The organism is Achromobacter sp. ACRQX (assembly GCF_022346505.1).
In the GTDB taxonomy this organism is placed as follows: Bacteria; Pseudomonadota; Gammaproteobacteria; order Burkholderiales; family Burkholderiaceae_B; genus Achromobacter; species Achromobacter animicus.
This window is the reverse complement of sequence record NZ_JAKRML010000013.1, coordinates 92,594-116,921: the sequence shown is the minus strand read 5'-3', so window position 1 is coordinate 116,921 and position 24,328 is coordinate 92,594. Positions and strand designations below refer to the sequence as shown.

Sequence of the window (24,328 nt, the reverse complement as noted above, 5' to 3'; positions counted from 1 at the left end):
GCTGGGGATTCCGACCTGCCTCTCAGATGCCGCCCTGGCCCCGCCCCCCCGCGCCCCGGCGCGCCTTGCGCCGCACGCGCCACACCAGAAAACCCGTCACGCACAACAACGCCACCACCAGCCCCGTCACCGCGACCAGCACCTGGCCGGGCCAGCCGAGGATGCGGCCGGTGTGCAGCGGGTACTGCCAGATCAGGAAGCGATCGCCGGCCGTACCGCTGTCGTATCCCGTCATGCCGCGCAGCAAGCCGGTCTGATCGTCGAGAAAGATCTGTTCATAGCGCAGGCGCAGCGCGCGCTCGCGCATGCCGTCTTCCTTGAAGGCGATGCGATAGACGCCTTTGTCCGGCAGATGGCTGGCGTACCAGGGCAGGAAGCCGAGCGCGGTTGGGGGCAGATGCTCGCGTGCGCGCGCAATCGCCGTCTGGATGCCGTACGCGGGCGGCGGTCGCGTTCCGGCATGGCGGGACAGGCTTTGGACGGGATGCGGCGTGATCGGGGAAAACAGCCTGACGGCCGGCCGGAAGATCTCGTTGCCCAGATTGAAGTACACGCCCGAGCCCGCGAGCACGATAGCCGCGGCCAGGGTCCAAAGTCCGCACGCACGGTGCAGATCAAAGTTGAGCCGCTGCCGGGAGGCGCCGCGTTTGATCTGCCACGCGGGCTTCCACTTCTGCCAGAACGTCCCCCTTCCCTGGACCCACCCCGGCAAGGTGAGCCACGCACCAATCAGCGACGCGAGCAACCAGACGAGCGCCAGGCCGCCCACCAGCCACATGCCCCATGGCGCGGGCAAAAGGAACGTGCGGTGCAGCTGGTTCATCCACCCCATGAGATGCGGCAGGTCCATGCGCCACGCGCCCCACTGGCGCTGCCCCAGCACCGCGCCAGTCGCGGGGTCGACGAACAGACGGTTGAACGCCAGTGAGGCGGACGCGCCCTCGGCCGACGGCCTGCGCGCCGCGACCGTAAGCTCGACGGCGTCGCCCGGGCGCGTATCGAGCGGCAGCAGTGCAACGCGCAGGCGCGGGTCGGCCGCTTCCACGCGCGCGATCAAGACGTCGGGCGGCAGCGCCACGCCTTGCCGTGGAGGAGTGAACAGCTGGGGGTTGAGCCAGCGGTCGAGCTCGTGCTGAAACGCCAGGACACTGCCGGTCACGGCGTTGACCAGCAGCAGCAGGAGCATGGTCAGGCCCAAATAACGATGAACCTGGACCCAGGCCTTGCGCGCCATGGCGGCTTACCAGCGGTGCGTATACGTCATGCTGAGCACTGCGCCCGCCGCAGGCAGGCGGCTGTTGTTGTTGCCGCTGCGCAGCAGTTGGCTGTAGAGCGGCAGGTATTGGCGATTGAAGAGGTTCTGCACGCTGAACGTGAACCAGTTCTGCTTGTCGAGATCGTAACGGGCCATCACGTCGACGGTCAGGTAGCTTTTCACGTCGGCGCGCGCGAATTGCGTACGGCCATCAGAGAGGCGATAGTCGCGCGCGCCGAAGTAAGTCAGCTCCGCGCGCGTGCGCCAGCGCTCGCTGGGCTGGTATTGCGCGTAGGCGGTGAGCTTCAGGGGCGGGATCCGATAGCCCGTCATGATGCGCGTATCGCTCGCGCCCGGCGCCTTCTCCTTGCCGTACATCCACGTGAACGTGCCGCCCACGGCCCAGACGTCGTCGTCGAAGTAGTGGTCCACGGTAGCTTCGACACCTTGGATGCGTTCGCGCGTCCGCGTGAGCGTGAGGCCGTTGTTGAAGGACTGCACCGCGCCAAGGTCGGAGTCGGAGCGGAACACGGCCAGCGAGGCGGCGGTGCTGGCAAAGCGTCCGCGCCAGCCGAGTTCGTAGTTGTTGGTCTTGACTGCCTGCAGCTCTGACGAGTTTATGTCGAAGCCCGCACGCGCATTGCGCAGTTGCAGGCCCACGTCAGGAAGGTCAAAACCCTGGCTGAACGAGGCGAAAAGCTCATGATTGTCGGTGGGCTGGAACATCACGCCCGCGTTGTACATGAACGCGTCGTAGCTGATGCGCCCGCCTTCCACGGTGGCGGGCCGGGCCAGGCGCGACTGCGACAGCGGCTGGAAATCATCGAACCAGGCGCTCGACCGCTCGTAACGCACGCCCGCCTCTGCCGACCACCGTTCATTGAAGCGGTGTTGAAGCTGCGTGAAGATACCGACGCTGCGCGTGGTGGTCCAGGGCAGATAGGTATTCGTGCCGATGCGCCGGAATTGCAGGCCGCCGCTCTGGTCGTAGATCTGCGGGTCGTACACGTCCAGGGGCATTTCACTGCGCTCCTGGATGAAGTCCGCCCCCCAGCTGAGCGCGGTATCGCCCGAAGCGGTCAACGGCGTGTCGATGGTAAGGCGGCCGCCAAAGATCTTGTTGTTCTGCATGACCTGGTCGACGTTGTTGCCGCGATTCACGTTGGCGCGCGAGTCCGATGGCGCGAAACGCGTGCTGCTGTCGCGGGCATAGGCCAGCGCCGAGAGGCTGCTGCCCCAAAGGTCCCGGTGGTCGTAGCTCAGACTGACCAGCGTATTCTCGACCTCGTTCTGGCGCGCGAGATCCAGGCCTCTGATGGCGCGGGCATTGGTCGAGCCAAGCGGCGTGCGGGACACGGCAGGATCGCTGGCGTAGTCCGTATCCTGCCGGGCGCGCAGGTAACTGGCGGCCAGTTGCACGCGCTGATTGGCGTCGATGCGAAAGCCGAGCTTGCCACCGATGCTGTAGGTGTTGGAGTCAAACAGATCGCCCTGGCTGGCATCCGGCGCGATGCGGTCACCATGCGCATCGTACGAGCCGCCGATGCGGCGGTACGAGAGATCCAGCTCGTAATCGACCCGGTCCTTGCTACCCGAGAAAAAGTGCTGCACCTGACCGCCCATCCCCGCTGCGCCCGGGTTCGACAGCGACATGTCCATGCCGACCTTCGTCTCGGCGATGGGCTCGCCACCCGGCTGGCGGGTGGTGATCGAAATGATGCCGCCGGTGGCGCCGCTGCCGTAGATGGCGTTGCTGCCGCGCACGACTTCGATGCGTTCGATGCGCCCCGGATCGACGTTGACCAGGTTGCGCGAGGAGTCGCGATTCGTGTTCATGGGAATGCCGTCCACGAGAATCAGCGCGTTCCGTCCACGCAGCGTCTGACCGAAATCGGTCAGGTTCCGGCTTGAATCCGACATGCCAGGCACCGCCTTGGTCAGCATCGTGGCCAGATTGGGCGAGTTGTCGCGCAAGTCGTCGAGCGTTTCGCCCTCGATCACGGTGACCGAGCGGGTGGGCGCCATCAGGTTGCTGGCAAGACGGTCGGTGCTCACCGAGACGACCGGCAGGGTTTGGACCTCGGGCGCGGCAGCGTCCGCGCGATTGGGCAAGCGCTGTATCGTGATGGCGCCGCTTGCGAGGCTGACCGCCTGCAGGTCGGAACCCGCCAAAACGCGTTGCACGGCTTCGAATGCGGTCATGCGGCCAGAGAGCGCGGGGGCCTGACGGCCAACGAGCAGCGCCGGGTCGGCGGCAATACTGCGTCCCCCCAACTGGCCGATGCGGGTAAGGCTCCCGGTCAAGGGGCCGGCGGGCAGGTTCAGGTCGATCTGGGCACCGGCTGCCGCAGCATCGGCTGCCGCAGCACCGGCTGCCGCAGCACCGGCTGCCGCAGCACCGGCTGCCGCAGCACCGGCTGCCGCAGCATCCGCCGCCTCTGCGCTGAGGGGAAAGGTCAGCGGGGCTGCGGCGCAGGCCAGCCAACCGGCGACGGCGAGAGGCCGCAGGGGCGCTGTAAATCGGTATGGCATGAAAGCTTCTCCAGGTTTCGTTTCACCCTTGTTGTGGAGCGAGAACGAAAAACCCCTCACCGATTCACGTATTTTTTTCGGGCACGTCGATCGAGATAAGCCATCCGAGCCGGCGGGTCCGCAAGCCGAGGCTCGCCGACACCGCCTGGATGGCCTGCTCAGGATCATCAAGGGCGAACACGCCGAAGACCGGAAGGCGGCGTGCCGCTGGCGCCACGCGCAGGACGCCCACGTAATACGCCTGCAATGCCTGGACCACGTCTTCGAGCGGGGCATTGTCGACGCTGAGCATGCCGGTTTGCCAGCTGGCCAGTGCCGTGGGATCGCCGGACAAGGGTTGCAGACCCCTCCGGGTCAGCCGGACGCCTTGGCTGGATTGCAGCGTGGCCTGGCTACCGTCCGCGGCGGATACGCTTACCGGGCCGTCCAGCGCCACGACCCGAACAGAGTCGCCGTGATGAGCCGCCATGACGCGCCCGCTGGCTGACCGCAGCGTGCCGTAGGAAGTGCCGATCGCCAGAGCCGACGCCGCGTGCGCGTGCACCCGCGCAATCAAGCCTCCCGCTCTGAGCGAGATTTTCCGGTGTGCACCGGAGAAATCAAGGTCCACGGCCGAGCGCGCGTCGAGCATCACGTGGCTGCCGTCGGGGAGGTCGAAGCTGCGGCGTTCGCCGGTGCCCGTGCTCAGATCGGCCAGCATCTGACTGATTGGCCGCGCACGATCCAGCGCCATCAGACCCCCACCTGCCGTGCCTGCCAACACCAGCGCGCCGCGCAGCATTTGCCGCCGGCGCTTGTGCAGGAGCGCCTTGCGCGCCGCGAGCAACTGGCCATGCGACGGCCCATTGAGTTCCTGCACGACCGTGATCGGTTGCTGCAGCACGCCCGTCACGCGGCGCCACGCCTGGGCGTGGCGGGGATCGGCATCATGCCACCGTTCAAACGCGTCGCGGTCGGCGGCCGACATGCGGCCGGCTTCCAGGCTTACCTGCCAATCGACCGCCGCCTCCAAAATCGTCGAGTCGGGCTGGCGCTCGTCATCCGTCAGGGTTCGCATGCCAGGCACTGCAGCAGCGCGCGCTTCATATAGCGCTCGACGGTGGCGAGCGACACCCCCAACGCCTGCGCAATCTCGGGATAGCGCATGCCATCGAGCCTGCTGTACAGGAATGCCGTCTTGACAGGAACCGGCAGTTGATCAAGCGCCCGATCTATGCGCTCGATCGCTTCAAGCAACAGGGCGCGCTGCTCGGCGGAGAGCGCCACGGCCTCAGGCACTGCCATCAGGGATTGCAGATAGGCGCGCTCCAGATCCTGCCGCCGCCATAGATGAAACAGCACGCGCTTGGCGATCGTGGAGAGAAACGCACGCGGTTCGCGTAGATGCGGCGCGTCACCCGACTCCGCCAACTGCACGAATGTCTCGGCCGCGACGTCTTCCGCGTCGGCACGGTTGCGCAGGCGCGCACACAAACGGCCCAAAAGCCAGGGCTGATGGTCTCGGTACAAGGACGCTAGAAGCGAACCGTGCGGGGCGGTCAGGGGCGAGGAAACGGAGGACGTCATCAGAGCAAGCGGGGATCATTCCGCGCCGGAACAGAGGAGCCCCGGCCAAATCGTAATGTAAATAAGAGCCATTCTTGATAAATCTTACCCTGAAATGGCTTCTATTTCCGGCTGGTGCGTGAGATGAAGTTGAGGTTTCTGCGCTCAGGAAGGCAGGAGGCCCGTGGCGACGAAGACATCGCAGCCGATGTCCGCCTCGGAAGGCGCCGCGTGTTGGCGATAATCTTGTGCGGGTATGGCGCTTGCGCCTCGACCCGCAGACATGCATTTCGGCTATCGCTCAGCGTATCGGGAAGAACGTGCCGGCCAAGGTTCCATTCGCGCCGCAATAAGGCGGACCCGATGCACCCGCGCCGGGCGGCTGTTCCTCCACGACCAAGGCATCGCCCTGGCGCTTCAGGTTCAGTACCCAGCCCTTCGTGTCGACGCTCTTGACCTGCAGCCGTTCGCCCTTGGCCTTGCCGGAAGCCTCCACGTTGCACGACCAGCTTCCGGTGCGCGGCTTTTCGGCGGATCCTTCATACAGGATGTCGCCATCGGGCTTCTTCCAGAGCGAGATCTCGCCCGAGATGTTGCGCCATCTGCCGGTAAAGCCCTTGCGTTCAGCCAAATCCAGCGAGGCAAGGAACGCGTCCCGGTGTTTCATGCGGGTCGCGATCTCCTCGACTGGCTTGTCTTTGTCGAACGGCTGCTCGAAGGCATCGTCGCGCACCTTGGTGAAATCGCGCTGGTCGCGCAACAGCGCTTCGGCCGTGACGGCGTCCAGGGATTTACGCGCCTCGTTGTAGCGCTTGGCGATGCTCGCATCAAGCGCCGCGAGTTGCGGATTCGCGCAGATGGCCTTTTCTGCGCCCGTGCGCGCCTTGGCGCAGTCGAACGAAGGCGAAGCCTGCGGCGCCGCCGTGGCGGTCAGGGAGAGTGCGCACAGCGCAGCGGCGCAGGCGGCGGGGAGCAAGTTTTTTGTCGGCATGGTGCCGTGGATGATAGCGAGAATTCAGGAGGCGTAGGGTCAAAATGATCCTTGCCCTGACTGGCGCGAAACGATACCTCCGCCCCCCCACGAAAGGAGCGGGATTTCAAGGCTATTTGCGCTCAGATCCTTCATCGCCCTGCCCGTCATCAATTCCCGCAAGCGGCAAACGCTCGTCGAGCCATCCCGTGATCCCGCCGCGCATCACCTTTACCAGCCGCCCCAACTGAGCTAGCCGTATCGCGCCCCGTGTCGCGCCATTGCAATGCGGACCTGCGCAGTACGTCACGAACAGCGTGTCCACGGGATAGCTCGCCAATTTCGACTCGACTAGCTTTCCGTGCGGCAGATTCACCGCGCCCGGCACATGGCCCTGCGCGAACAGCGTGGGACTACGCACGTCCAGCAGCACGAAACCGGGTGAGCCGCTGGCGAACGCGCCGGCGACATCTGAACAATCGGTCTCGAATTGCAGTTCTGCGCGAAAGTGGGCGAGCGCGGATGCGCTGTCGGCGGCGGGGATGGCGGTGACGGGGTTGGGGGTCGGCATGGTTGAACTCTGTGTGAAAGGGCCAAAGAAGCGATGCTGGAAGATCGATCCAGGAGCCTCATTCTGACGGCGGACCGCGAGCCGGATAAGTGGCGTAAATGACAATTACCGGTAACATCACGCCATGGAAAAACACCTTGTCGTCGCGCTGGCTTATGACCGGCTGTGTACTTTCGAATTCGGCTGTGTGACCGAGCTGTTTGCGCTCGAGCGTCCCGAGCTCGGCGTCGATTGGTATCGCTTCGCGGTCTGCGCAGTCGAGCCCGGCCCGCTGCGCGCGGCAGGCGGCATCACCGTGGCGGCGCCCTACTCGCTCAAGCTGATCGATCGGGCGGATACGATCGTGGTGCCTGGCTGGCGCGATGCGGACGAGTTGCCGCCTGCGCCCTTGCTGAAAAAGCTCCGGATGGCTTACCAGCGCGGCGCGCGGCTCTGTTCGATTTGTTCCGGTGTGTTCGTGCTGGCGGCGGCAGGCGTCCTTGATGAAAAGACCGTCACCACGCACTGGCGATACGCCGCCAAGCTGCAGCAGCGTTACCCAAAAGTGCGCGTTCAGCCGGACGCGCTGTATGTCGATGAAGGACAGATCATCACGTCGGCGGGCTCGGCAGCGGGTCTGGATATGTTGCTTCACCTGGTGCGCCGCGATTACGGGGGATCCGTGGCAAATCGGGTGGCGCAACGGCTCGTGGTGGCTCCGCACCGGGAAGGCGGGCAGGCGCAATTTGTGCCGCGCCCCATGCCGCACGATGAAAGCGGGCGACTGGCCAAGCTGATGGACTGGATGCGCCTGCATCCTGCTTTGCCACACACCCTGCGATCACTGGCAGAGCGTGCAGCCATGAGCCCGCGCACGTTGCAACGGCAGTTTCAAGACGCCACGGGCATGGCGCCGTATGAATGGCTGGTCCGCGAACGCGTGGCCGCGGCGCGTGACATGCTGGAGGCCAGAACGCCGTTGCCGATTGGCCGCATCGCCGAACTCGCCGGGTTCGGCTCCGAGGAGTCCATGCGCAGGCACTTCCGGCGCATCGTGATGACGAGTCCGGCCGCTTACCGCGATAAGTTCGGCAACGGCGCGTAGGCGTTTTGACGAGACCCGCTCAAGTCGTGGCAGCCGTCCGCCTCACCAGCGGATCTTATACGGATCGTCCCCCAACCCCCATACACCGTTTTTCCGTTCCAGCATGATGTGCCGGGTCTGCCACTCGTCAGGCTGATCCCTCGAAGCAAAGCCGCTTATCTGGGGATAGAACGCGGGGTCCGCTGCCCAATCCGCCGTGGCGCGATCCAGCCGCCATTCGAACTTCACCGCCGACACCGCGTTGGGGTTGTCGTCGAAAGGATTCTTGCCCGGCTTGGAGTAGTCCAGGATCTTGCCGACCTGCAGGCCAGGGGCGCAGAACTTCGCGGTATAGACCAGCTTGGAAGCGAGGCGGACCTCGCCATCGGTGTAGTACGCACGGCCCTTTTCGGTCAGCGCCATGTGGCTGGTGGCGTCGTCGGGATCCTCATCCGGTTTTGGAGGTGAACCATCGCCGTCAGCACTGACGCGCTTGACCGTGATGAGTCCGTGTTTGATCAGCCCCTGCACGACCTTGTCCTGTTCTTCCAGGAAGACCGTGTAGACATCGGTCGGCAAGGGCCGCACACCCACCACATTGACGCAGGCGCTGCCTGGGGCATTGGTGGGCGTTTCCATGGCGGCGACCAGGATCTTATGTATCTTGCTTTCGGTCAGGCCTGGACCCAACGGGGATTCCTTCCAGGCATAAAACCCCACGGCTGCGGCGATGGCCAGACCCAAGGCCCAGGCCTTGCGCGGAATCCGGCGGCGTTTGATCGTGCGCTGCTGCTGATTCATTCCCTTCCTTGCGGCTGGTGGACTCGCGATAATACCGCGCAGCGCAAGGGGCCTGCGAGCCCCGGGAGGCAACCTCACGCGATTGCCGGCCCAGGGCATCTGCCATCGAAGCCACAGACCCGCAAGAGTCACCGTCGTCCTGACGCTGACTCTGCGGGCGGTCCACTTCGGCCATCACGGCTCGTATTTCGAGATCTTCGTTCCCTCGAGCGAGACGCCAGCCATCAGGCCTCCGTTGTTCATCACGAAGCCAACAATCGGCTGCTTCGCTGTGTTCGTGTCGATGCGTCCGTTGGCGCCGATATTGACGATCGCCACCGTGGCATCGGCGCCGACCGTCCAGCCGCTGCTGTTGCGAAACTTGTTCAAGGCGTCATCCGTCATGAACAGCAGGACCATCGCCTTTGATTGCGCGCCCGCCTGAAAGCCGATCGACCCCGACGTAGTGCGGTAGTAGCCTACCGCCGACTGCCCTACGCGCAGCACACCTTTGCCATGCTCGGCGCCGACGATGAAGCTCCCGCTGAGCACATCCGGGAACACCAGCACGCCCCTGGCGCGAGCGACCAGCTCACGGGATGACGGCGCGGCTTCGTAAAGCTTGGATAAGGTCGCATTGGCCGCGTCGTCCAAAGCAGCCCGCGTATCGGTCTTGGGCGCAGCAGACGGTTTGGACGGCGGTGTCGTGGTACAGCCCCCAAACAGAAAGCCAGCCGCAATGATGGTGAAGAGGGCCATACCGGTCCGGCAGACTGCGGAATATTTATGAGACATGACGTACTCCTTTTGTGGTGTGTCGCACGGGAAACTGGGTAACGCATGAAAAAAAACGCCCTGCGCGTTTACGGCCCGACCTGATAGCCGCGCTGCTGCATGCAAGCGGCATAAGCCGACGAAGCGTTCGCACTCTGCTGCGCCTGGTTCGCACGATCCTGACGCCGGTCCTGTCGTTGGCGCGACCCGCCCACCACCATGCCCGCCGCGGCGGCGTCCTTCGCCTGGTTCTGCCGGTACGCCTGCTTGGTGTCGTCATCCATACGGTCATACACCTCTTCGTGCTGGCGCCCACGCGCGCCTGCGACGACAGCGCCCGCCGTGGCGCCGGCTGCTGCGCCACGGGCTCGTCCGCCAGCCGAAGGCGTGTCGGCGGCCGCCGCGCTCGACGTGTTGGCCGACTGCGCCTGGCACGCGGCGATGTCCTGCTGGGTCAATTCGGGAGTCTGGCCTTTGAGCGGCGTAACGGTCTGGGCGGCCGTCGACAGGCAGACGCCTGAGAGCACGATCGCCATGCAAGGGAAAATCGACTTGTTCATGAAAATCTCCAGGTCCGCATCGTTGGAATCGCCAGCGCTGGTGTCCCGATTGGCGGACACCAGCGCCGGCCCGCCACCCATGCATCCAAAGACGCAGAGATCGGTGTCATGCGGTGCGGGGGTGCTCGTTCGATCAGGCGTGGACGAACCGCGTGTTTCGCGGGCACATTGCGTAGCCCGATACGGATTCACACGGGAAGGGGCGGGCTGGATGAGACGTATCGCGGATATTCATTGCGGCCTCCGATGCATAGAACAACGGTCAATGAAAATACGTCTTGCGCGGCGCCAAAAGCGCGGCAAGTTCCGGAATGCGATTTGTCACTTGGGACTTGTTCTGGTCGGGCGCCAGGCGCATCGCACCATGCTTGATGCGAAATCTACCCGACGCCTGCGACCGTCTCAATCATCCCAAAGATGCTGATTCTGCGGATGAATATACTGCTGCGAAATAAAAACAGCATCATCGTTTTTACAGTGACGGAAGACGCCATGGCGGGTCCAGATCAGGTGATTTCATTCCATCCCGACAGCCCAAGCATCAATCCCATGACCAGCTGAGCAGTCGTCCTCTCTGGCGCTCGTCGCGCGAGGTTAAGTTCATTCGCTCCATGCCGTAGTACCAGAAAGAGCTCGAATCGGCGCTACGGCGCACATCGACCAATGGAGGAGTGCGACATGCCGAGGTTTCCCTTGAAGCGTCTTACCAATCAGAGAACCCCGCGCCGCCTGACGGGCTTTGTCGCCGTCCCCCTGTTGAACCTCGCGTCCAGCGCCTATATCGGGCAAACCGCCCTCGCCGGGGACTGCACCGTAAGCCCCACCTCCGTTTGCGCTGGCCCGGCTGCCGTTACGGACGTCCCGCAGGCCATCAATGCGGGGGCTCCCATCTCTGTCACCACCCAACCCGGATTCGGCCTGTCCGTATCCGTGGCAGATAACGGGATCGATCTTCAGGGTATAGGCGGGGTGTCGTTCGTCGACGACCATCAGTCGAGTATCAGCACGGCAGGCAGTTTCGGCATCTATGGCTTGAACGACGTCAGCGGCGACCTCAACATCACCTCCACCGGCGCCGTCACTGCGACGGGCCCGTCGGGCGAAGGGATTCGAGGCGACAGCTATGGTGCAAACATGCTGATCATCGCCAATGACACCCAGGGCGGGGAAAACGGCATCGGCGCCAACGGCTACGGCAGCGGGTCGGTTCGGGTTGTCTCGACGGGGACGGCCACGGGCGTGAGCAAGGCAGGCATCTACGCCAACATGGTCGGCGGTACCGATCTGACGATAGAGGCGAATCACACGCAGGGCCACGAGAATGGCATCGTCGCCATGACCGGAACCGGCGCACTGACGGTGACCTCGTCGGGCCTGGCCACCGCGTCGAACGGCACGGGCATCGGGCTTTACGGGCAAAACGGTGCTATCACGCTTACCGCAAGCGACACCTACGGTGGCAACGGCAACGGCATCTATGTGTCGAACAGCGGTACGGGCGCTGTCCGCGTCACGTCCACTGGCACGGCCACCGGGTCCATCGACGGCATCGGCGTGCAGATCGCAGGCGGCACCGATACGACCGTCACCGCGGCGGACACGGCAGGCCTGAGTGGCGCGGCCATCATCGTCAACAACAACGCCGGCACCGGCGCCGTCCAGGTCAGCTCGACCGGCACGGCGAATGGCGCCAGCGATGGCATTGCCGTCACGAACGCGACCGGCACCAGCACCACGGTCCGCGCGGTGAACAGCAATGGCGCCAGCAACATGGGAATTCTGGTCGACCATAGCGGATCCGGCGCGGTGCAGATCGACTCCACGGGCACGGCGACCGGCGGCTTCAGCGGCATCGCGGCGTTCACCTATTCCGGGGTGGACACGACTATCGACGCCGTGGATACCCACGGTGAATTCGGCATTGCGGTCTCCGGCAACGGCGGCGCCATTTCGGTCAGGTCGACCGGTACCGCCACTGGCACGACGTCGTCGGGGATCTCGGTTGCAAATGCGGGGGCCGGAGACGTTGCCGTTACCGGAAGGGTCACGAACGGCGGACTGTATGGCATTTACCTGGTGACGACCGACACGGGCGATGTCAGCATCACAAGCACGGACACCTCGACGGGCGCCGGCATGGATGGCGTGTATGCCGAAACCCGCGGCCTTGGGTCGGCGCTGGACATCACCGTCAATAACGCCCAGGGCGGACGCAGTGGCGTGTATGCCGTGAATGGCGCTGGCGCCTCGCCGACCGCCAATAGCACCAACGTCGTCGTGCTGGGACACGTGGCGGGAGGTTCCGGCGCCGCGATCTCTACAGCCTCGAATGCCGGCGGCATGAGCACCGTCGACGTCAGGCCGGCTGCCCTTGTCGAATCGACCTCCGGCATTGCTATTTCGAACAATGGCGGGAACAGCCATGTCATCGTCCGCAACGGCGCCGTCGTCAACGGCACCATCAACCTCGGCGCGGGCAACGATACGGTGGACCTGTACGGCGGGTTCTCCGGCATCACCGCGCTGGACGGCGGCGGTGGCGGCGTTGACACCCTCAACGTGTCCGATGCCGTGGACGCGACGCGCGCCGGCAGCGACATCCGCAATTGGAGCGTCTTCAACTTGGCCAGCAGTGGTCTAACCTTGACGGATGCCGGATTGGCAGTGGGCACACCCGCCGACACGACGACCGGTGTGTTCCTGCGTGACGGATCGTCGCTGACGGTTCAGCAGAGCGGTTTCGTCCTGAACGGCAATTTGTCCCTGGCTGCGGGCACGGCCCTGTTCGGACCGGCCATCAGCGGCGGCACCTCCACCATCAGCGGCACCGTCACCAACGCGGGAACCATCACGCTGGGCGGGGCCGCGCCCGGCAACGTGCTGACCATCGGCGGCAGCTACGTGGGCAGCGCCGGCGTCATCGCCTTGAACACCGTACTGGGCAACGACGCGTCGATCACCGACAAGGTGGTGGTCAGCGGCGATACGGCCGGCACCTCGGTGTTGAAGGTAACCAACGCGGGCGGCGCGGGGGCCGCAACCACGGAAGGCATCATGCTGGTGTCGGTGGGCGGCGCCTCGAACGGCGCCTTCTCGCTGGCCGGCGATTATCAAGTGAATGGCAAGCCCGCAGTCGTGGCGGGCTCGTACGCCTATCAGCTTTACCAGGGCAACGCGTCCGGCACGGAACTGGGCAACTGGTATCTGAGGTCTGAACGGACGGACGACGCACCGTCCGCGCCGGGCGTGAACCCCGCGCCGCAACCGCTGTATCAGGCCGGCGTATCGGCCTACGAGGCCTACCCACAGGCGTTGCTGGCGTTGAACGGAGTGTCAACGCTGCAGCGCCGTGTCGGGAACCGCTATTGGTCGGGCGCGGGTGGCGAGCAAGGAGCAGGCAGCGATGCCCGCGCGGGTGGCACGCAGGACGCCGGCGCTCACCTCGACGGCACCGGCGCGTGGGCACGTATCGAAGGCGGCAACCGCCGGGTCGAGCCCAGCACGTCGACCAGCGGCACCGACTTCACGCTGAACTACTCGAAGGTGCAGGCGGGCTCGGACGTTCTGTTGTCCCGCCGCGAGAATGGCGCGCTGGTGGGCGGCGGATACTTCCAATACGTACACGGCAACACGTCGACGCGCTCCGTATATGGCAATGGCGACATCGCCACCGACGGCTACGGCCTGGGCGGCACGTTGACGTGGTACGGCAACGACGGCCTCTACGTGGATGGCTTGGCGCAGGTCATGTGGTTCAACTCGGACCTGAGTTCGCGACTGGCTGGCCGCCGTCTGGTCAAAGACAACGATGGCACCGGTTACGCCCTGTCCGTCGAAAGCGGCAAGCGCATCGCGCTGAACGGCGTATGGTCGCTGACGCCGCAGGCGCAGTTGACCTATTCGGGCGTGCACTTTGATCGCTTCGACGATGCGTTCGGCGCGACGGTGCGCTCAAGCCGGGGCGGCAGCCTGCAGAGCCGGCTGGGCGTGACGTTGGACCGTGAGACGCGCGGCGGCAAGGATGGGATGGACCGCTCGCATGTCTATGGTGTCGCCAACCTGTACTACGAGTTTCTGAATGGCAGCCAGGTGGATGTGGGCGGGACGGCATTCAAGTCGCGGCCGGATCGACTTTGGGGCGGCATCGGCGCCGGCGCGTCCTACAACTGGGGCAAGGACATGTATTCGATCTATGCCGAGGGGTTGCTGAACACCAGCTTGGCGCACTCAGGCGGCAATCGCTCGTTGTCGGGGACCATGGGCTTTCGGATGCGCTGGTGAAGGCGGCGGACGAATGCCCGCTCTACTTCTTGAACATCCCTTCCGCGACCAGATCCGCTTGCCGGCCATTCACGAGCGCAGTCGCTTCCGTGATCCGGTAATCGGCCTGAAAATCGCAGAATTCCGGGGTCTTCATCGGCAACAAGGTGCTTGAACTGAACGAATCCCATGCCCGGCCATCTAGGCCTTCGTTCATCGTGTTCATGCCAAACGGACTGAACGCCAGGGTGCGCTGCGTCGTCGCGCCCTGGTCATTCTTCAATTCCACAGTCACCCGCAGATTGGCGATTTCACCCAGCTTGTCGGTGGTGACGACAAAATGCGGTTCGCAGGCCAAGGCACCGCCGTTGCCGCCGTGGTACGTCGACTTGTGCTGCAGGCGCAGCGTGGGTGCCGCTTTGCCCGCCTGTTTGCGCTGGTCCAGATCGCTTTTGCATTGGCCCAGGAACTTGGCATCGTCCTGCGGATCCGGTTGATGGTTGCGCCGCTCCTGGCGGTATTGCAGGGCCTTTTGGCAATCGGTCTTTACCGACTGGCCGTTGTAGTAGATCCAGCTCAGGAATCTTGGTGCACGGGCGGAGCCCTGCTCAATCGCCTCTTCAAACAGGGAACGCGCCCGGGCGTAATCAACTGGAACGATCTCGCCCAGGTAGTAGATTTCGCCCAGATTGACCAACGCATCCCGGTCGCTTTGCGCGGCCGCGCGCTCGAACCATGATACGGCGACGGGCGGGTCCTGATCCACGCCCCACTTGCCTTGCAAGTAGGCAAGGCCCAGCAGGTTCTGCGACTGCGGCTCGCCGGCTTCTGCCGCGCGTTGCCACCACTTGAAGGCCTCGGCGTCCTTCTTCTCGACGTGCGAGTAGCCAAAGTTGTAGAAGCTGCCAACACGGAACAGCATCTCGGGTTCTTTGTCCCGCTCTGCCCAGACGCGCGCCAACCGCAGGGTGTCCAGCTTGGTGAAGCCGATTCGCGCCATCATCGCGCGGGCATCAGAGGACGCCGACCCGACGTGACGTTCAAGGTATTCGATGACCGGCAGCCGCATTTCGACGTCCGTCTCGGCTGCGGCCTTGCCCTCGTAAACGATGTGGCGCTGGCGCTCCAGCTCTTTCATGTCGTCGATGTTGTCGATGTCGTCCTTGGCGATGTGCCCGATGTAGCGCTCAGCGATGCTGGCGTCTTTATCGACACCAATGCCGTACTCGAAGAAGTAGGCGGCGTTGGCACACCCGTATTGACCGCCCTGATGGCACGCCAGCGCGTAGTTGGCGATGGCCAATTTGACGTCGCGGCTGACGCCCACGCCGTGCTCATACATGAAACCCAGCGCCATGAGCGCTTCGGGATCGTTGTCCTTCGCGAGATCCTGAAGCGCCTTCAGCGCCCCGGCGTCTTGCTGGACGGCGCGGTCATAGAGGCGTTCGGCCTGGTGGTCTGGCCCGGCGAAGGCCGAAAAGGCGGATCCCACCAGCACCGCGGCGGCGGCGAGCTTCAAATACGTGTACATCTACTGCTTCCCTGTGAACAACGGCTGTCGCTGCGGTGCAAACGACCGGGCGATTGTATCTGCGCCATGTGGCAGCGCGGTTCCACGCAGATCGAGACGAACGCATTGATCCCGCACACCACCTGACCGCGCGATGCGTTGCGATAGACTCCCGGCTTGTTCGGCATTTGAATCAGCAGGAGTTACACGAAATGAGCAGCCTATTTCCAGGCGACATGTGGGCAGTGGGCGAAGCCCAGATCAACGGTCTGCCGGTCGTCGTTCGCTTTCGCACCGGTCTGCCGTCCGAGTCCGATCGTCAGGTCAATGAAAACCTGATCATCATCACCTGGGCGTATCAGGGCATCGAGACGGGCATGCCGAACGACGAAGACAAGCAGCGCACCAATGCGTTTGAAGAAGCCATCGAAGAGGGCTTCGAGCATTCGGACGCCGGTGTGCAGGTGGCTTGCCTGACGGGCAATCATCAGAAGGAGTGGCGGTACTACACGCCGAATGTCGAAGCGTTCCTGGATGCGTTCAACGCATGCCTTGCGGGGCATCCGGTCTATCCGGTCGAGCTGCGCATGTTCAAGGATCCGGACTGGAATGCCTTGGCGGGATTGCAGCCGAAGGGGGCGGATCAGTTGCATTGAAGGACACCCGGCGGCGGCGCCAACCGGGCGGACGGCGTCGGGACTCGCTGAGGCCGGTCAAGCGCCGCGGCACCTGCCGCGGCGCTTGAAGCCATTACCAGCGCACCTGCACGCCGACCGATCCCTGCACGCCGCTCTTGATACGGCTGTCCCCGCCATTGGCCCACAACTTGCCGACTTCACCGTACAGGCTGGTGCGCTTGGTCAATTGCACCTGGGCGCCGGTGGCCAGTTCGGTGGAGGTGGAACCGCCCTTGGCACGGATGTCGGTGGACGCGCTGGACGTCGCAAATTGCGCGACGTCCGTCGTGCCGGACGACGTATAGAGATTCACGCGACCAAACGGCTGCACCACGCTGCCGCCGACGATGAAGCTGCCTTGGACGCGCGCGCCCAGCCGCAGGGTCCACTGATCGTCCGCATCATTGTTGACCGTGGCCAGGCTCAGGTCGGTGTCGTCGAGGTTGAGCTTGTGATAGGTGAGCTGCGCCTGCGGCTCCAGCTTCCAGTCATTGCCCAGATCGAAGGACTTGCCGACTTCCAGTGACGCGAGCCAGCCATGGCCCTTGGTGCGCGCGCCGGCGCCGGTGTCGCCCGTGCGCAGGTTGTTGCGGTAGTCCGCCCCCTGAAGCACCGCGTCGGCGTAGAAGCCCGAATCGTGCTGCCAGGTGCCATAGATGCCCAGGTAGCGATTGCGCAGCTTGTTGTAGCCCGCGTACTTGCGATCCATGCCACTGGCAAAGCCGCGCACGTCCATCTCGCCCTCGAGCTGACCCACGTACAGGCCCGCATTGAAGTTGCGCTGGGCGTAAACGTCCACGCCGGCCTGGAAGCCGGTCAGGTGGCCGGTGCTTTCGGGATTGACGGTGCCCTGCTGCGAAATCGTCGGCGCAATGCGCAGCACACGGCCCCAGGCGCGATGGCCGTCGTCCACGCTGCCATCGCCCGCTCGGCGGCGCATGTCGCCCAGCATCGCCATGTCGGCCACGCGCAATTGCTCGGGCAGCGCCGACAGGAGCGGCACTTCGTCGCGATAGGCCGGCTGCTGCGGTTGTTGAGGCTGCTGCGGCTCTTGCGCCGGAGCGGCGGAGTGCAGTGCCGCCCCTTGCGCCGTCTGGATCAGGCGGTACTCGTAGGCGCCCGCATCCACATGACCGCCGGCCAGCGTGAAGCTGCCGGATTGGAGGCTGGCGCCGTTTTCGGTGCCGACGACTTCGATGCCGCTCGCGCCGGTCTGCGCACCGAGGCCGCCCGCGTTGGTGATGGCGACCTGCGTGGTGCCGCTGGCCACCGCCGCCGGGCCGCTCAGGAGCAGCTTGTCGGTGACGCTGCCGTCCGCGCCCAGCACGGTGGATACGGCCAGCGTGCCGCTGCTGCCGACGTACGGACCCGTGACCTTGAGCACCGCGCCAGGGGTGCTGCCGCTCAGACTGACGGTGCCGCTATTGGTCAGTGCGCCGACAGTCTGGCTGTAGCCCGCCGCGTCCAGCGCCGCGCCGGTGGCGACGTTGTAGGCCGATGCGCTGCTGAGCACCCCTGCCCCGCCCGCCTTCAGCGTGCCTTGGGCCACATCCGTGTTGCCGGTGTAGGTGTTGGCGGTGCTGGTCAGCGTGAGGGTGCCCGTGCCGGCTTTGGTAAGCAAGCCCGCGCCCGTGATCGCGCCCGCCCACGTCGTATTGTTGGCGCCGGTGTCCAGGACCGGGTCATTGGTGCCCGACATGTGCAGGTTGTTGGCCACCGTCATGCCGTTGGCGGTCAGGCCGAGCAGCGTGCCGTCATCCATGACCAGCGTTCCAGTGCCCAGCCCCAACGCGTGCCCCAGATCGATACGGCCTTCCTTCAACTGGACGTCACCGGTCAGGGTGCTGGCGGCATTGAGGGCCAGGGTGCCCGTGCCGGTCTTGATGAGGTCCCCACTGCCCGCCACGGATCCTGCATAGCTGGAGATCGTGCCCGCTGCCGTGTTGATGGTCAGGTTGGAGTTGCCCAGCGCGACGTTGCCCAGGCCCGTCAGGCTGCTTGCTTGCAAGGCGTATCCGTTCAGGTCCAGCGTCGCACCTGACAGCACCTCATAGGCGGTGTTCTGCACGACGGCCGACGCGGCGCCCATCTGCAGCGTGCCGGCCGCCACCAGCGTGCCGCCGGTATAGCTGTTGCTGCCCGACAGGGTGGTGGTGCCGGCGCCCTGCTTGACGAACATGCCGGCGCCGCTGATGGATCCGGCAAAGTTGCTGTCGGTAGCGTCGCCCACCTGTGTCACGCCGGCGCCCAGCTTCAGCGCGCCGCTGCCCGCAAGCCGGCCCAGCACCTGCGTACCCGTGGCGGCGGACAGGTCCAAGGTTGCGCCGCTGGCGATGTTGACGCCGCCCGCCCCGCTGAAGCTGCCGTTCGCGCCCAGCGCGAGCGTGCCGGCAGAGACCTGCGTGCCGCCCGTATGGCTGTTGACGCCGTTCAGCGTCAGCGTGCCGGCACCACTCTTGTTCAGGCTGCCAACCCCGGTGATGTTTCCATTGAGCGTCAGGGCGTTGCTGCCCTGCACCGTCAAGCCCGCATCGAGCAGGATCTGGTTGCCCAACGCCAGCGGCTGGCTCGCTTCAAGCGTGCCCGTTCCCGCGACCTGCAGCGTGCCGCTGCCCAGGGCCGTACCGCTTCCGACATTCAATCCACCCGCCTGCAGCAGCGTGCCGCCGCTGTAGTCGTTGGCATGGTTCAGGCTCAGCGTGGCCGGCCCGGACTTGATCAGACTGCCCGCACCGGAGATCGCGCCGTTGAGCGTCAGCGCATTGGTGCCCGCAACCTGCAGGGCGCCATTCAGGACGACGCCATTGTTCAACATCACGGCGGTGTTGCTGTCCAGCGTGACGCCGTCCGCAGCGATCAGCGCACCCGTGCCCAGCGCCAGATCGTTGCCCACGACAAGGGTGCCGCCATTGAGCGCGGTGCCGCCGGTATAGCTGTTGGCGCCATTCAGGACCAGGGTGCCGCTGTCGATCTTGCCCAGCGTCCCGCTGCCGGTCAGCGCGACATCCAGCGTTGCGGTCACGTTGGGATCGACCCGGAACGACGCCTCGCCCGACGCGCCGTTGACGAGGTTGAGCGCGCCCGTGGAACCGGTCAGCTGGTAGCCGTCGGACACGAACTGCATGCCGGTCAGGTTCTGCGTCCCTTGCACGGTGACCGTGCCGGGGGTGCCCTGGAACACGGCAAAGCCCTGGGTCCAGGCCCCGTTGGCAGCGCCGCTGCCGTCGGTCCAGTTGGTGGCGCTTGCCCACGTCCCGCTGCCGCCGTCGACGATTCCGTTGGGCGCGGCTTGCGCGCCGTCCCAGAACTGCACGCGGGTGCCCGGCGCGGCCACCACCGCGTTGACTTGATTACCCTGCGCAAACTGCAAGGTCAGCGCGTCCGTGCCAACCGGCGTCGTTCCGATGAGCAGACCATTGTTGGTCAACATTCCCGTGTAATTGATCAGTCGATAGAGACCGGAGCCGAAGCCGCCGATATCGCTGACGTTCAGCGTGCCGGCAAGCGTCAGGTCGCCGTTGACCTGAAGCACCGCATTCGCGTTCTGAACCGCCGCCCCCAGGGCCACGTCGAGGTTCGACCCGTTCTGCAGCGTAAGCCCCCCCATCGTCAGCGTTTGGCCGCTTGCCAGCGCCAGATGGCCGCCATTGGCCACCGTCACCTGGCCGGCAAGGCTGCCATTGCCGGCCAACGTTGCGCCGTTTTTGACCTGAACGGTCGTGCTGGCCAGAGCGCCATCCACGGTCAGGCTGCCGGCGTCCACCGTGGCCGCGCCGCTCAGGGTGTTTGCGCCCGACAGGGTCAGGTTGCCGGCGCCCGACTTGGCAAGCGCGCCGGCGCCGCTCAATTGGCCCGCGAAGACGTTGTTCAAGCCGCTGCCGCCCACGTTCAGGGTGTTGCCCGCGCCGAGCGTCAGGCTACCCGCGCCGTGCAGGCCGGTCAGGGCAGCAGAGCCACTCAGGACGGCATTGGCGCCCGCGGACAGCGACAGGCTTGCCGCGCCTTGCCCCAGCGACGCATCGCCAAAGCCGACAAGCGTTCCCTGCTGTACGTTGATCTGGCCACCGAAGGTGTTGTCGCCGCTCAGCGTCAGCGTGCCAGCGCCCGTCTTGTTCAGCGTCCCGGCGCCCTTCACTTCACCCGTCAGCGTCAGCGCATCGGCGCCCGCGACAGAAAGCTCGCCGATGACGTCGACCGTATTGCCCAGCGTGAGCAGCCGCGATGCAATCAGTTGCGACGCGCCCAGCGCGGTGAGGGATCCGGTGCCCATTGCATAGGGGTTGCTCAACGCCAGACTGCCGCCGGCGAGCGTGACCGGGCCGGTATACGTGGTGTTGAAGCTGTTCAAGGTCAGCGTGCCCGCCCCCTGCTTGACGAGGCCCGCCGTGCCGCTGACTTCGCCATTCAGCGTGAGGTCGTTGGGGCTGTCCACCGTAAGCGGCGCATTCAACGCCACGCGATTGGCAAGGGTCACGGCAGACCCGGTCGAGAGAATGCCGGGCGCTTGCGCAACCGTCAACGTCCCCGAGCCCAGTGCCGCATCATTGCCCAACACGAGCTTGCCGGCGTTCAGCAACGTGCCGCCCGAGTACGTATTTACGCCGTTCAGGGTCACGTCTGCCGCGTCGCGCTTGATGAGCATGCCCGCCCCCTGAATCCCGCCGTTCAAGGTCAGCGGACCGGCGCCGGCCACGTCGAAAAAGCCGTCGATCGAGATCTGGTTGCCCAGCGTCATTGCGTGCGTGACGGTGAGACGCGTGCCATTGGCGGCGCTGACCGCGCTGCTGCCCAACGCGCTCGCCGAGGCGAGTTGCAAGGTGCCCGCATTGAGCGCCACCGGGCCGGTGAAACTGTTCACGCCTGCCAGCGTCAGCGTCGAGGCGCCGCCCTTGAGCAGTCCGCCGCTGCCGCTGATGTTGCCGGTCAGCGACATGTCGTTGGAACCGGGCAGCGTAAGCTGGCCATCCAGGATGATGTCGTTCGCCGGCGCGACAGCCTGGTTGCTATCCAGCACCGTGCCGGCGGCAACGCGCAATTCACCCATGCCCAGCGCTGTGTCATTGCCCAGCACCAGCGTGCCACCGGTAAGCTTCGTGCCGCCCGTGTAGGCGTTGGCGCCGTTCAGCACCAACGTGCCGAAATCGAGTTTCTGCAGCGTGGCGGTCCCGTCGATAGGCAGATCCAACGTTGCAGTGACGTTGGGATCGACGCGTACGGCAAACGTTCCGGTGCTGCCATTGACAGCGTTCAGCGAAGCGCCGCCATAAGGGATCAGTTGATAGCCGTCCGTCATGAACTGCATGCCCTCGACGGTGTGGGCGCCTACCAACATCACCGTGCCAGCACTTCCCATGAACACCGCGAACTGCTGCTGCCAACCCGTATTCGTGGTGCCACTGAAGTCAGTCCAATTGGTCGACGCATGGGTCCAAACGCCAGTACCGCCTTCCACAACGCCGTTTGCAATCTGATCCACGCCATCCCAGAACTGCAGGGTGAGATTGGGCGAACTGACCACCAGGTTGACTTGGCCCGGGAATGCAGTCTGTATCGTCAAGTCGGTCGGCGACGTGTTCAGGGGCAACGTGCCGAACTCGGCGATGTTGTTGACCAGACTGCTGGCGTAGTCGAACAGGCGATAGACGCCGTTGCCCATCGCGCCGCCATCCACGACGTTCAGTTTTCCATCCAGAATCAGGTTGCCGTCGACCTTGAACAACGGAACATTGCCCGTGAACGGCGAGCCCAGCTTGACGTCGATGTTCGAATCCTGGCTGAACGTCAACTGGTTGAATGTGAGAGTCTGCCCGCTGGCGCCGGCCAGGTGCGCGTTGTTGCTGACCGTGGTCAACCCGGATATGTTTCCAGTCCCACCAAGGGTTGCGCCGGTTTCAACCGACACGCCGCCGGTGGAGGTGATGCTGCCGTCCACGAGCAGCGTCCCGCCGCTGACGATCGTTGTGCCGTCGCTGGTCCTCGTTCCGGACAGTCTGAGCGTACCGGTGCCGACCTTGTTCAGCATGCCTTGGCCCGTCACACCACCGCTGTACTCACCATAGGTTTCGTTATTGCCCACCGAAAGCGTGCTGTGTATGCCTATGTTGGTGGTCCCCGCGCCGGTAAGTCCGCCGAAGTACGAATTGCCATTGATGTTGAGCGTCGTCCCAGCCCCTACCGTCACGTTGGACGGATTGCCCAATGCGTCGGGGACCAGCGTGGTCACAATGCCCCCAGCGATCTCCAGTTCGCCAGTAAAGGTTTTGCTCCCCATTGTGATCAACTCATCAACGCCCGTCTTGACCAGCTTGCCATTGCCGGTGACAGGTCCGATCAAGAGGGTAGTGTGATCCGTCTGCAGTGTGAGTTCGCCATCGATTCGCAAAGCGTTGGACAGGGTCGCACCATTGGGGAGTAGCAAAGAGCCCTTGCCGTCCACCAGCAGTTGACCGGTGCCGAGCGATCCACCGGATCCCAATACCAACGCGCCTTGCTGAAGTGTTGTTCCGCCGGAGAAGGTGCCGTTAGCGCCGTTCAGCGTCAGCGTGCCGCTACCGGTCTTGATCAGGTTGCCCGCGCCGGAGACCTCCCCGTTCAACCGAAGGGAGTCGGCGCCGGCAACCGTCAGCGCACCGTTTAGCGCCACGGCGTTGGACAAGGTGACGCCGCCCGGCATCGCCTCGATCGTCCCCGACCCAGCAACGGTCAGGGCGTCGAAGCCCAACGCGCTGCCGTGACCCACGCGCAACGTACCGCCATTCAACGTGGTTCCGCCCGCGTAGCTGTTGGCGCCATATAGCGTCAATCGGCCGCTGCCGTTCTTGATCAGCGAACCTGCGCCATTCACCGTGCCGGCCAAGGTCAGGTCGCCTGTCGACGCCACGATCGATTGACCTTGCAGATGAACGCCGTTGTATAGCGTGACACTTCGCGTCGAATCCAGCTGGGTATTGCCCTGCAACGTGAGGTCGCCCGAGCCGATCGCCGCGTCGTTATCCACGATCAACGTGCCGGCGGACAACGCGGTGCCGCCGGTGTAGCTGTTGACGCCTCCAAGCACCAGCGTGCCGCTGCCCTGTTTGTTCAGCTGGCCGGCGCCGCTCAGTTCCACGTCCAATGCGGCGGAGACGCCGCTGCCGGTGTGAATGGCCGTGTAGCCGTCCAGACTGTTCACCAGCGTCAGCCGACTGCCCGGCCCGCCCACCAGGCGATAGCCATCCGTCTTGATATCGAGGCCCGAGACGCCGATGTTGCCGTTGACCGCTACCACCCCCGCGGGTCCGGAAAAAACGGCCGTGCCGCTATTCCAGATCTGATTGGCGGACCCATCCACCGTCGTCCAGTTGCTGGCCTGCACGTCCCACACACCCGCCCCGCCGTCGACCACGCCATTGGCCACCGTGCTGCCGCCATCCCACTGCTGCTGCGCATACGCGCCCGCCGGTAACGCCAGCACAGCGCTTACGGCGTAGGCCGCGCGGCGCGCGCGTCGAGCGGGACTGCTGCTCTTGGCAGGTCCACGAGCGATTTCACTGACGGCCTGCCACACTCCGGTGGCAGCGTTGAACACGACGCGATACAGGTGATTCATGAGGATCTCTTGGAGGGCAGGACCGCATGGACAGCGACAGGCCAAGCCGATTACTGAAAATGGAAATGCGTGGGACGTACGAGGGGCGCCGGTGTACCCCTTCCTTCACGCCGCGTGTAACAACGCCGGCACAAGTTCAGGGGTTGAGCAAACAGACGCGTTCACGGCGATTTGATCGGGTTTATTGCAATAATTTGCGACATAAACGGCAATAAACGCCCACTTTGAAAATTCTAGTAACTT

At 64.7% G+C, this 24,328-nt stretch carries 15 protein-coding genes; 4 read left to right on the top strand and 11 right to left on the bottom strand.

The features are described from left to right. Positions 1 to 22 precede the first annotated feature (22 nt). The 6 genes from MHZ91_RS14170 to MHZ91_RS14145 form a co-directional block, all read right to left on the bottom strand. Positions 23 to 1,234, bottom strand: coding sequence for a PepSY domain-containing protein (locus MHZ91_RS14170; RefSeq protein WP_239214220.1), 1,212 nt, complete (start codon positions 1,232 to 1,234; stop codon positions 23 to 25). Between the two features lie 6 nt (positions 1,235 to 1,240). Beyond that, positions 1,241 to 3,787, bottom strand: coding sequence for a TonB-dependent receptor (locus tag MHZ91_RS14165; RefSeq protein WP_239214217.1), 2,547 nt, complete (start codon positions 3,785 to 3,787; stop codon positions 1,241 to 1,243). Positions 3,788 to 3,851: 64 nt separating this feature from the next. Next, entirely contained in the window at positions 3,852 to 4,844 is a 993-nt protein-coding gene (locus MHZ91_RS14160) for a FecR domain-containing protein (RefSeq protein WP_239214215.1), read from the bottom strand. Continuing rightward, a complete protein-coding gene (locus MHZ91_RS14155) occupies positions 4,832 to 5,353 on the bottom strand; it encodes a sigma-70 family RNA polymerase sigma factor (protein ID WP_175139312.1) in 522 nt (173 codons plus the stop codon). Before MHZ91_RS14155 ends, MHZ91_RS14160 begins: the two co-directional genes overlap by 13 nt. 280 nt (positions 5,354 to 5,633) lie before the next feature. Further along, the gene (locus tag MHZ91_RS14150) at positions 5,634 to 6,323 is read right to left on the bottom strand and encodes a lysozyme inhibitor LprI family protein (protein ID WP_218344385.1); all 690 of its coding nucleotides are present in this window, start codon (positions 6,321 to 6,323) and stop codon (positions 5,634 to 5,636) included. Positions 6,324 to 6,435: 112 nt separating this feature from the next. After that, a complete protein-coding gene (locus MHZ91_RS14145) occupies positions 6,436 to 6,873 on the bottom strand; it encodes a rhodanese-like domain-containing protein (protein ID WP_239214213.1) in 438 nt (145 codons plus the stop codon). A gap of 124 nt (positions 6,874 to 6,997) precedes the next feature. Between MHZ91_RS14145 and ftrA the strand changes: the two genes are divergently transcribed. Then, positions 6,998 to 7,957 carry a transcriptional regulator FtrA gene (gene ftrA, locus MHZ91_RS14140; protein ID WP_239214212.1) on the top strand — a complete coding sequence of 320 codons (960 nt, stop codon included), beginning with the start codon at positions 6,998 to 7,000 and terminating at the stop codon, positions 7,955 to 7,957. A gap of 42 nt (positions 7,958 to 7,999) precedes the next feature. Here the strand turns inward: ftrA and MHZ91_RS14135 are convergent, their stop codons facing one another. From MHZ91_RS14135 to MHZ91_RS14125, 3 genes are all read right to left on the bottom strand, one after another. After that, positions 8,000 to 8,737 (bottom strand): hypothetical protein, encoded by a 738-nt coding sequence (locus MHZ91_RS14135; RefSeq protein WP_191578782.1) that lies wholly within the window; start codon positions 8,735 to 8,737, stop codon positions 8,000 to 8,002. 174 nt (positions 8,738 to 8,911) lie between these two features. Further along, positions 8,912 to 9,511, bottom strand: a complete 600-nt coding sequence (locus MHZ91_RS14130; protein WP_175125286.1) for a YSC84-related protein — start codon at positions 9,509 to 9,511, stop codon at positions 8,912 to 8,914. A gap of 68 nt (positions 9,512 to 9,579) precedes the next feature. Beyond that, positions 9,580 to 10,050, bottom strand: a complete 471-nt coding sequence (locus tag MHZ91_RS14125; RefSeq protein ID WP_239214211.1) for a YMGG-like glycine zipper-containing protein — start codon at positions 10,048 to 10,050, stop codon at positions 9,580 to 9,582. A 432-nt stretch (positions 10,051 to 10,482) separates the two neighbouring features. Here MHZ91_RS14125 and MHZ91_RS28270 point away from each other — a divergent pair, with 432 nt between their 5' ends. Then, the gene (locus tag MHZ91_RS28270; RefSeq protein ID WP_255595966.1) at positions 10,483 to 10,611 is read left to right on the top strand and encodes a hypothetical protein; all 129 of its coding nucleotides are present in this window, start codon (positions 10,483 to 10,485) and stop codon (positions 10,609 to 10,611) included. Between the two features lie 408 nt (positions 10,612 to 11,019). After that, positions 11,020 to 14,331 (top strand): autotransporter outer membrane beta-barrel domain-containing protein, encoded by a 3,312-nt coding sequence (locus tag MHZ91_RS28370; protein WP_239214210.1) that lies wholly within the window; start codon positions 11,020 to 11,022, stop codon positions 14,329 to 14,331. Positions 14,332 to 14,353: 22 nt separating this feature from the next. On the opposite strand, the gene MHZ91_RS14115 is transcribed toward MHZ91_RS28370, so the two are convergent. Next, positions 14,354 to 15,841, bottom strand: a complete 1,488-nt coding sequence (locus tag MHZ91_RS14115) for a tetratricopeptide repeat protein (protein WP_239214209.1) — start codon at positions 15,839 to 15,841, stop codon at positions 14,354 to 14,356. Between the two features lie 191 nt (positions 15,842 to 16,032). Here MHZ91_RS14115 and MHZ91_RS14110 point away from each other — a divergent pair, with 191 nt between their 5' ends. After that, complete coding sequence (locus MHZ91_RS14110; protein WP_239214208.1) at positions 16,033 to 16,476, top strand: DUF695 domain-containing protein; 444 nt, start codon at positions 16,033 to 16,035, stop codon at positions 16,474 to 16,476. 94 nt (positions 16,477 to 16,570) lie between these two features. Here the strand turns inward: MHZ91_RS14110 and MHZ91_RS14105 are convergent, their stop codons facing one another. After that, a complete protein-coding gene (locus MHZ91_RS14105) occupies positions 16,571 to 24,085 on the bottom strand; it encodes an autotransporter-associated beta strand repeat-containing protein (RefSeq protein ID WP_239214206.1) in 7,515 nt (2,504 codons plus the stop codon). Between the last annotated feature and the right edge of the window lie 243 nt (positions 24,086 to 24,328).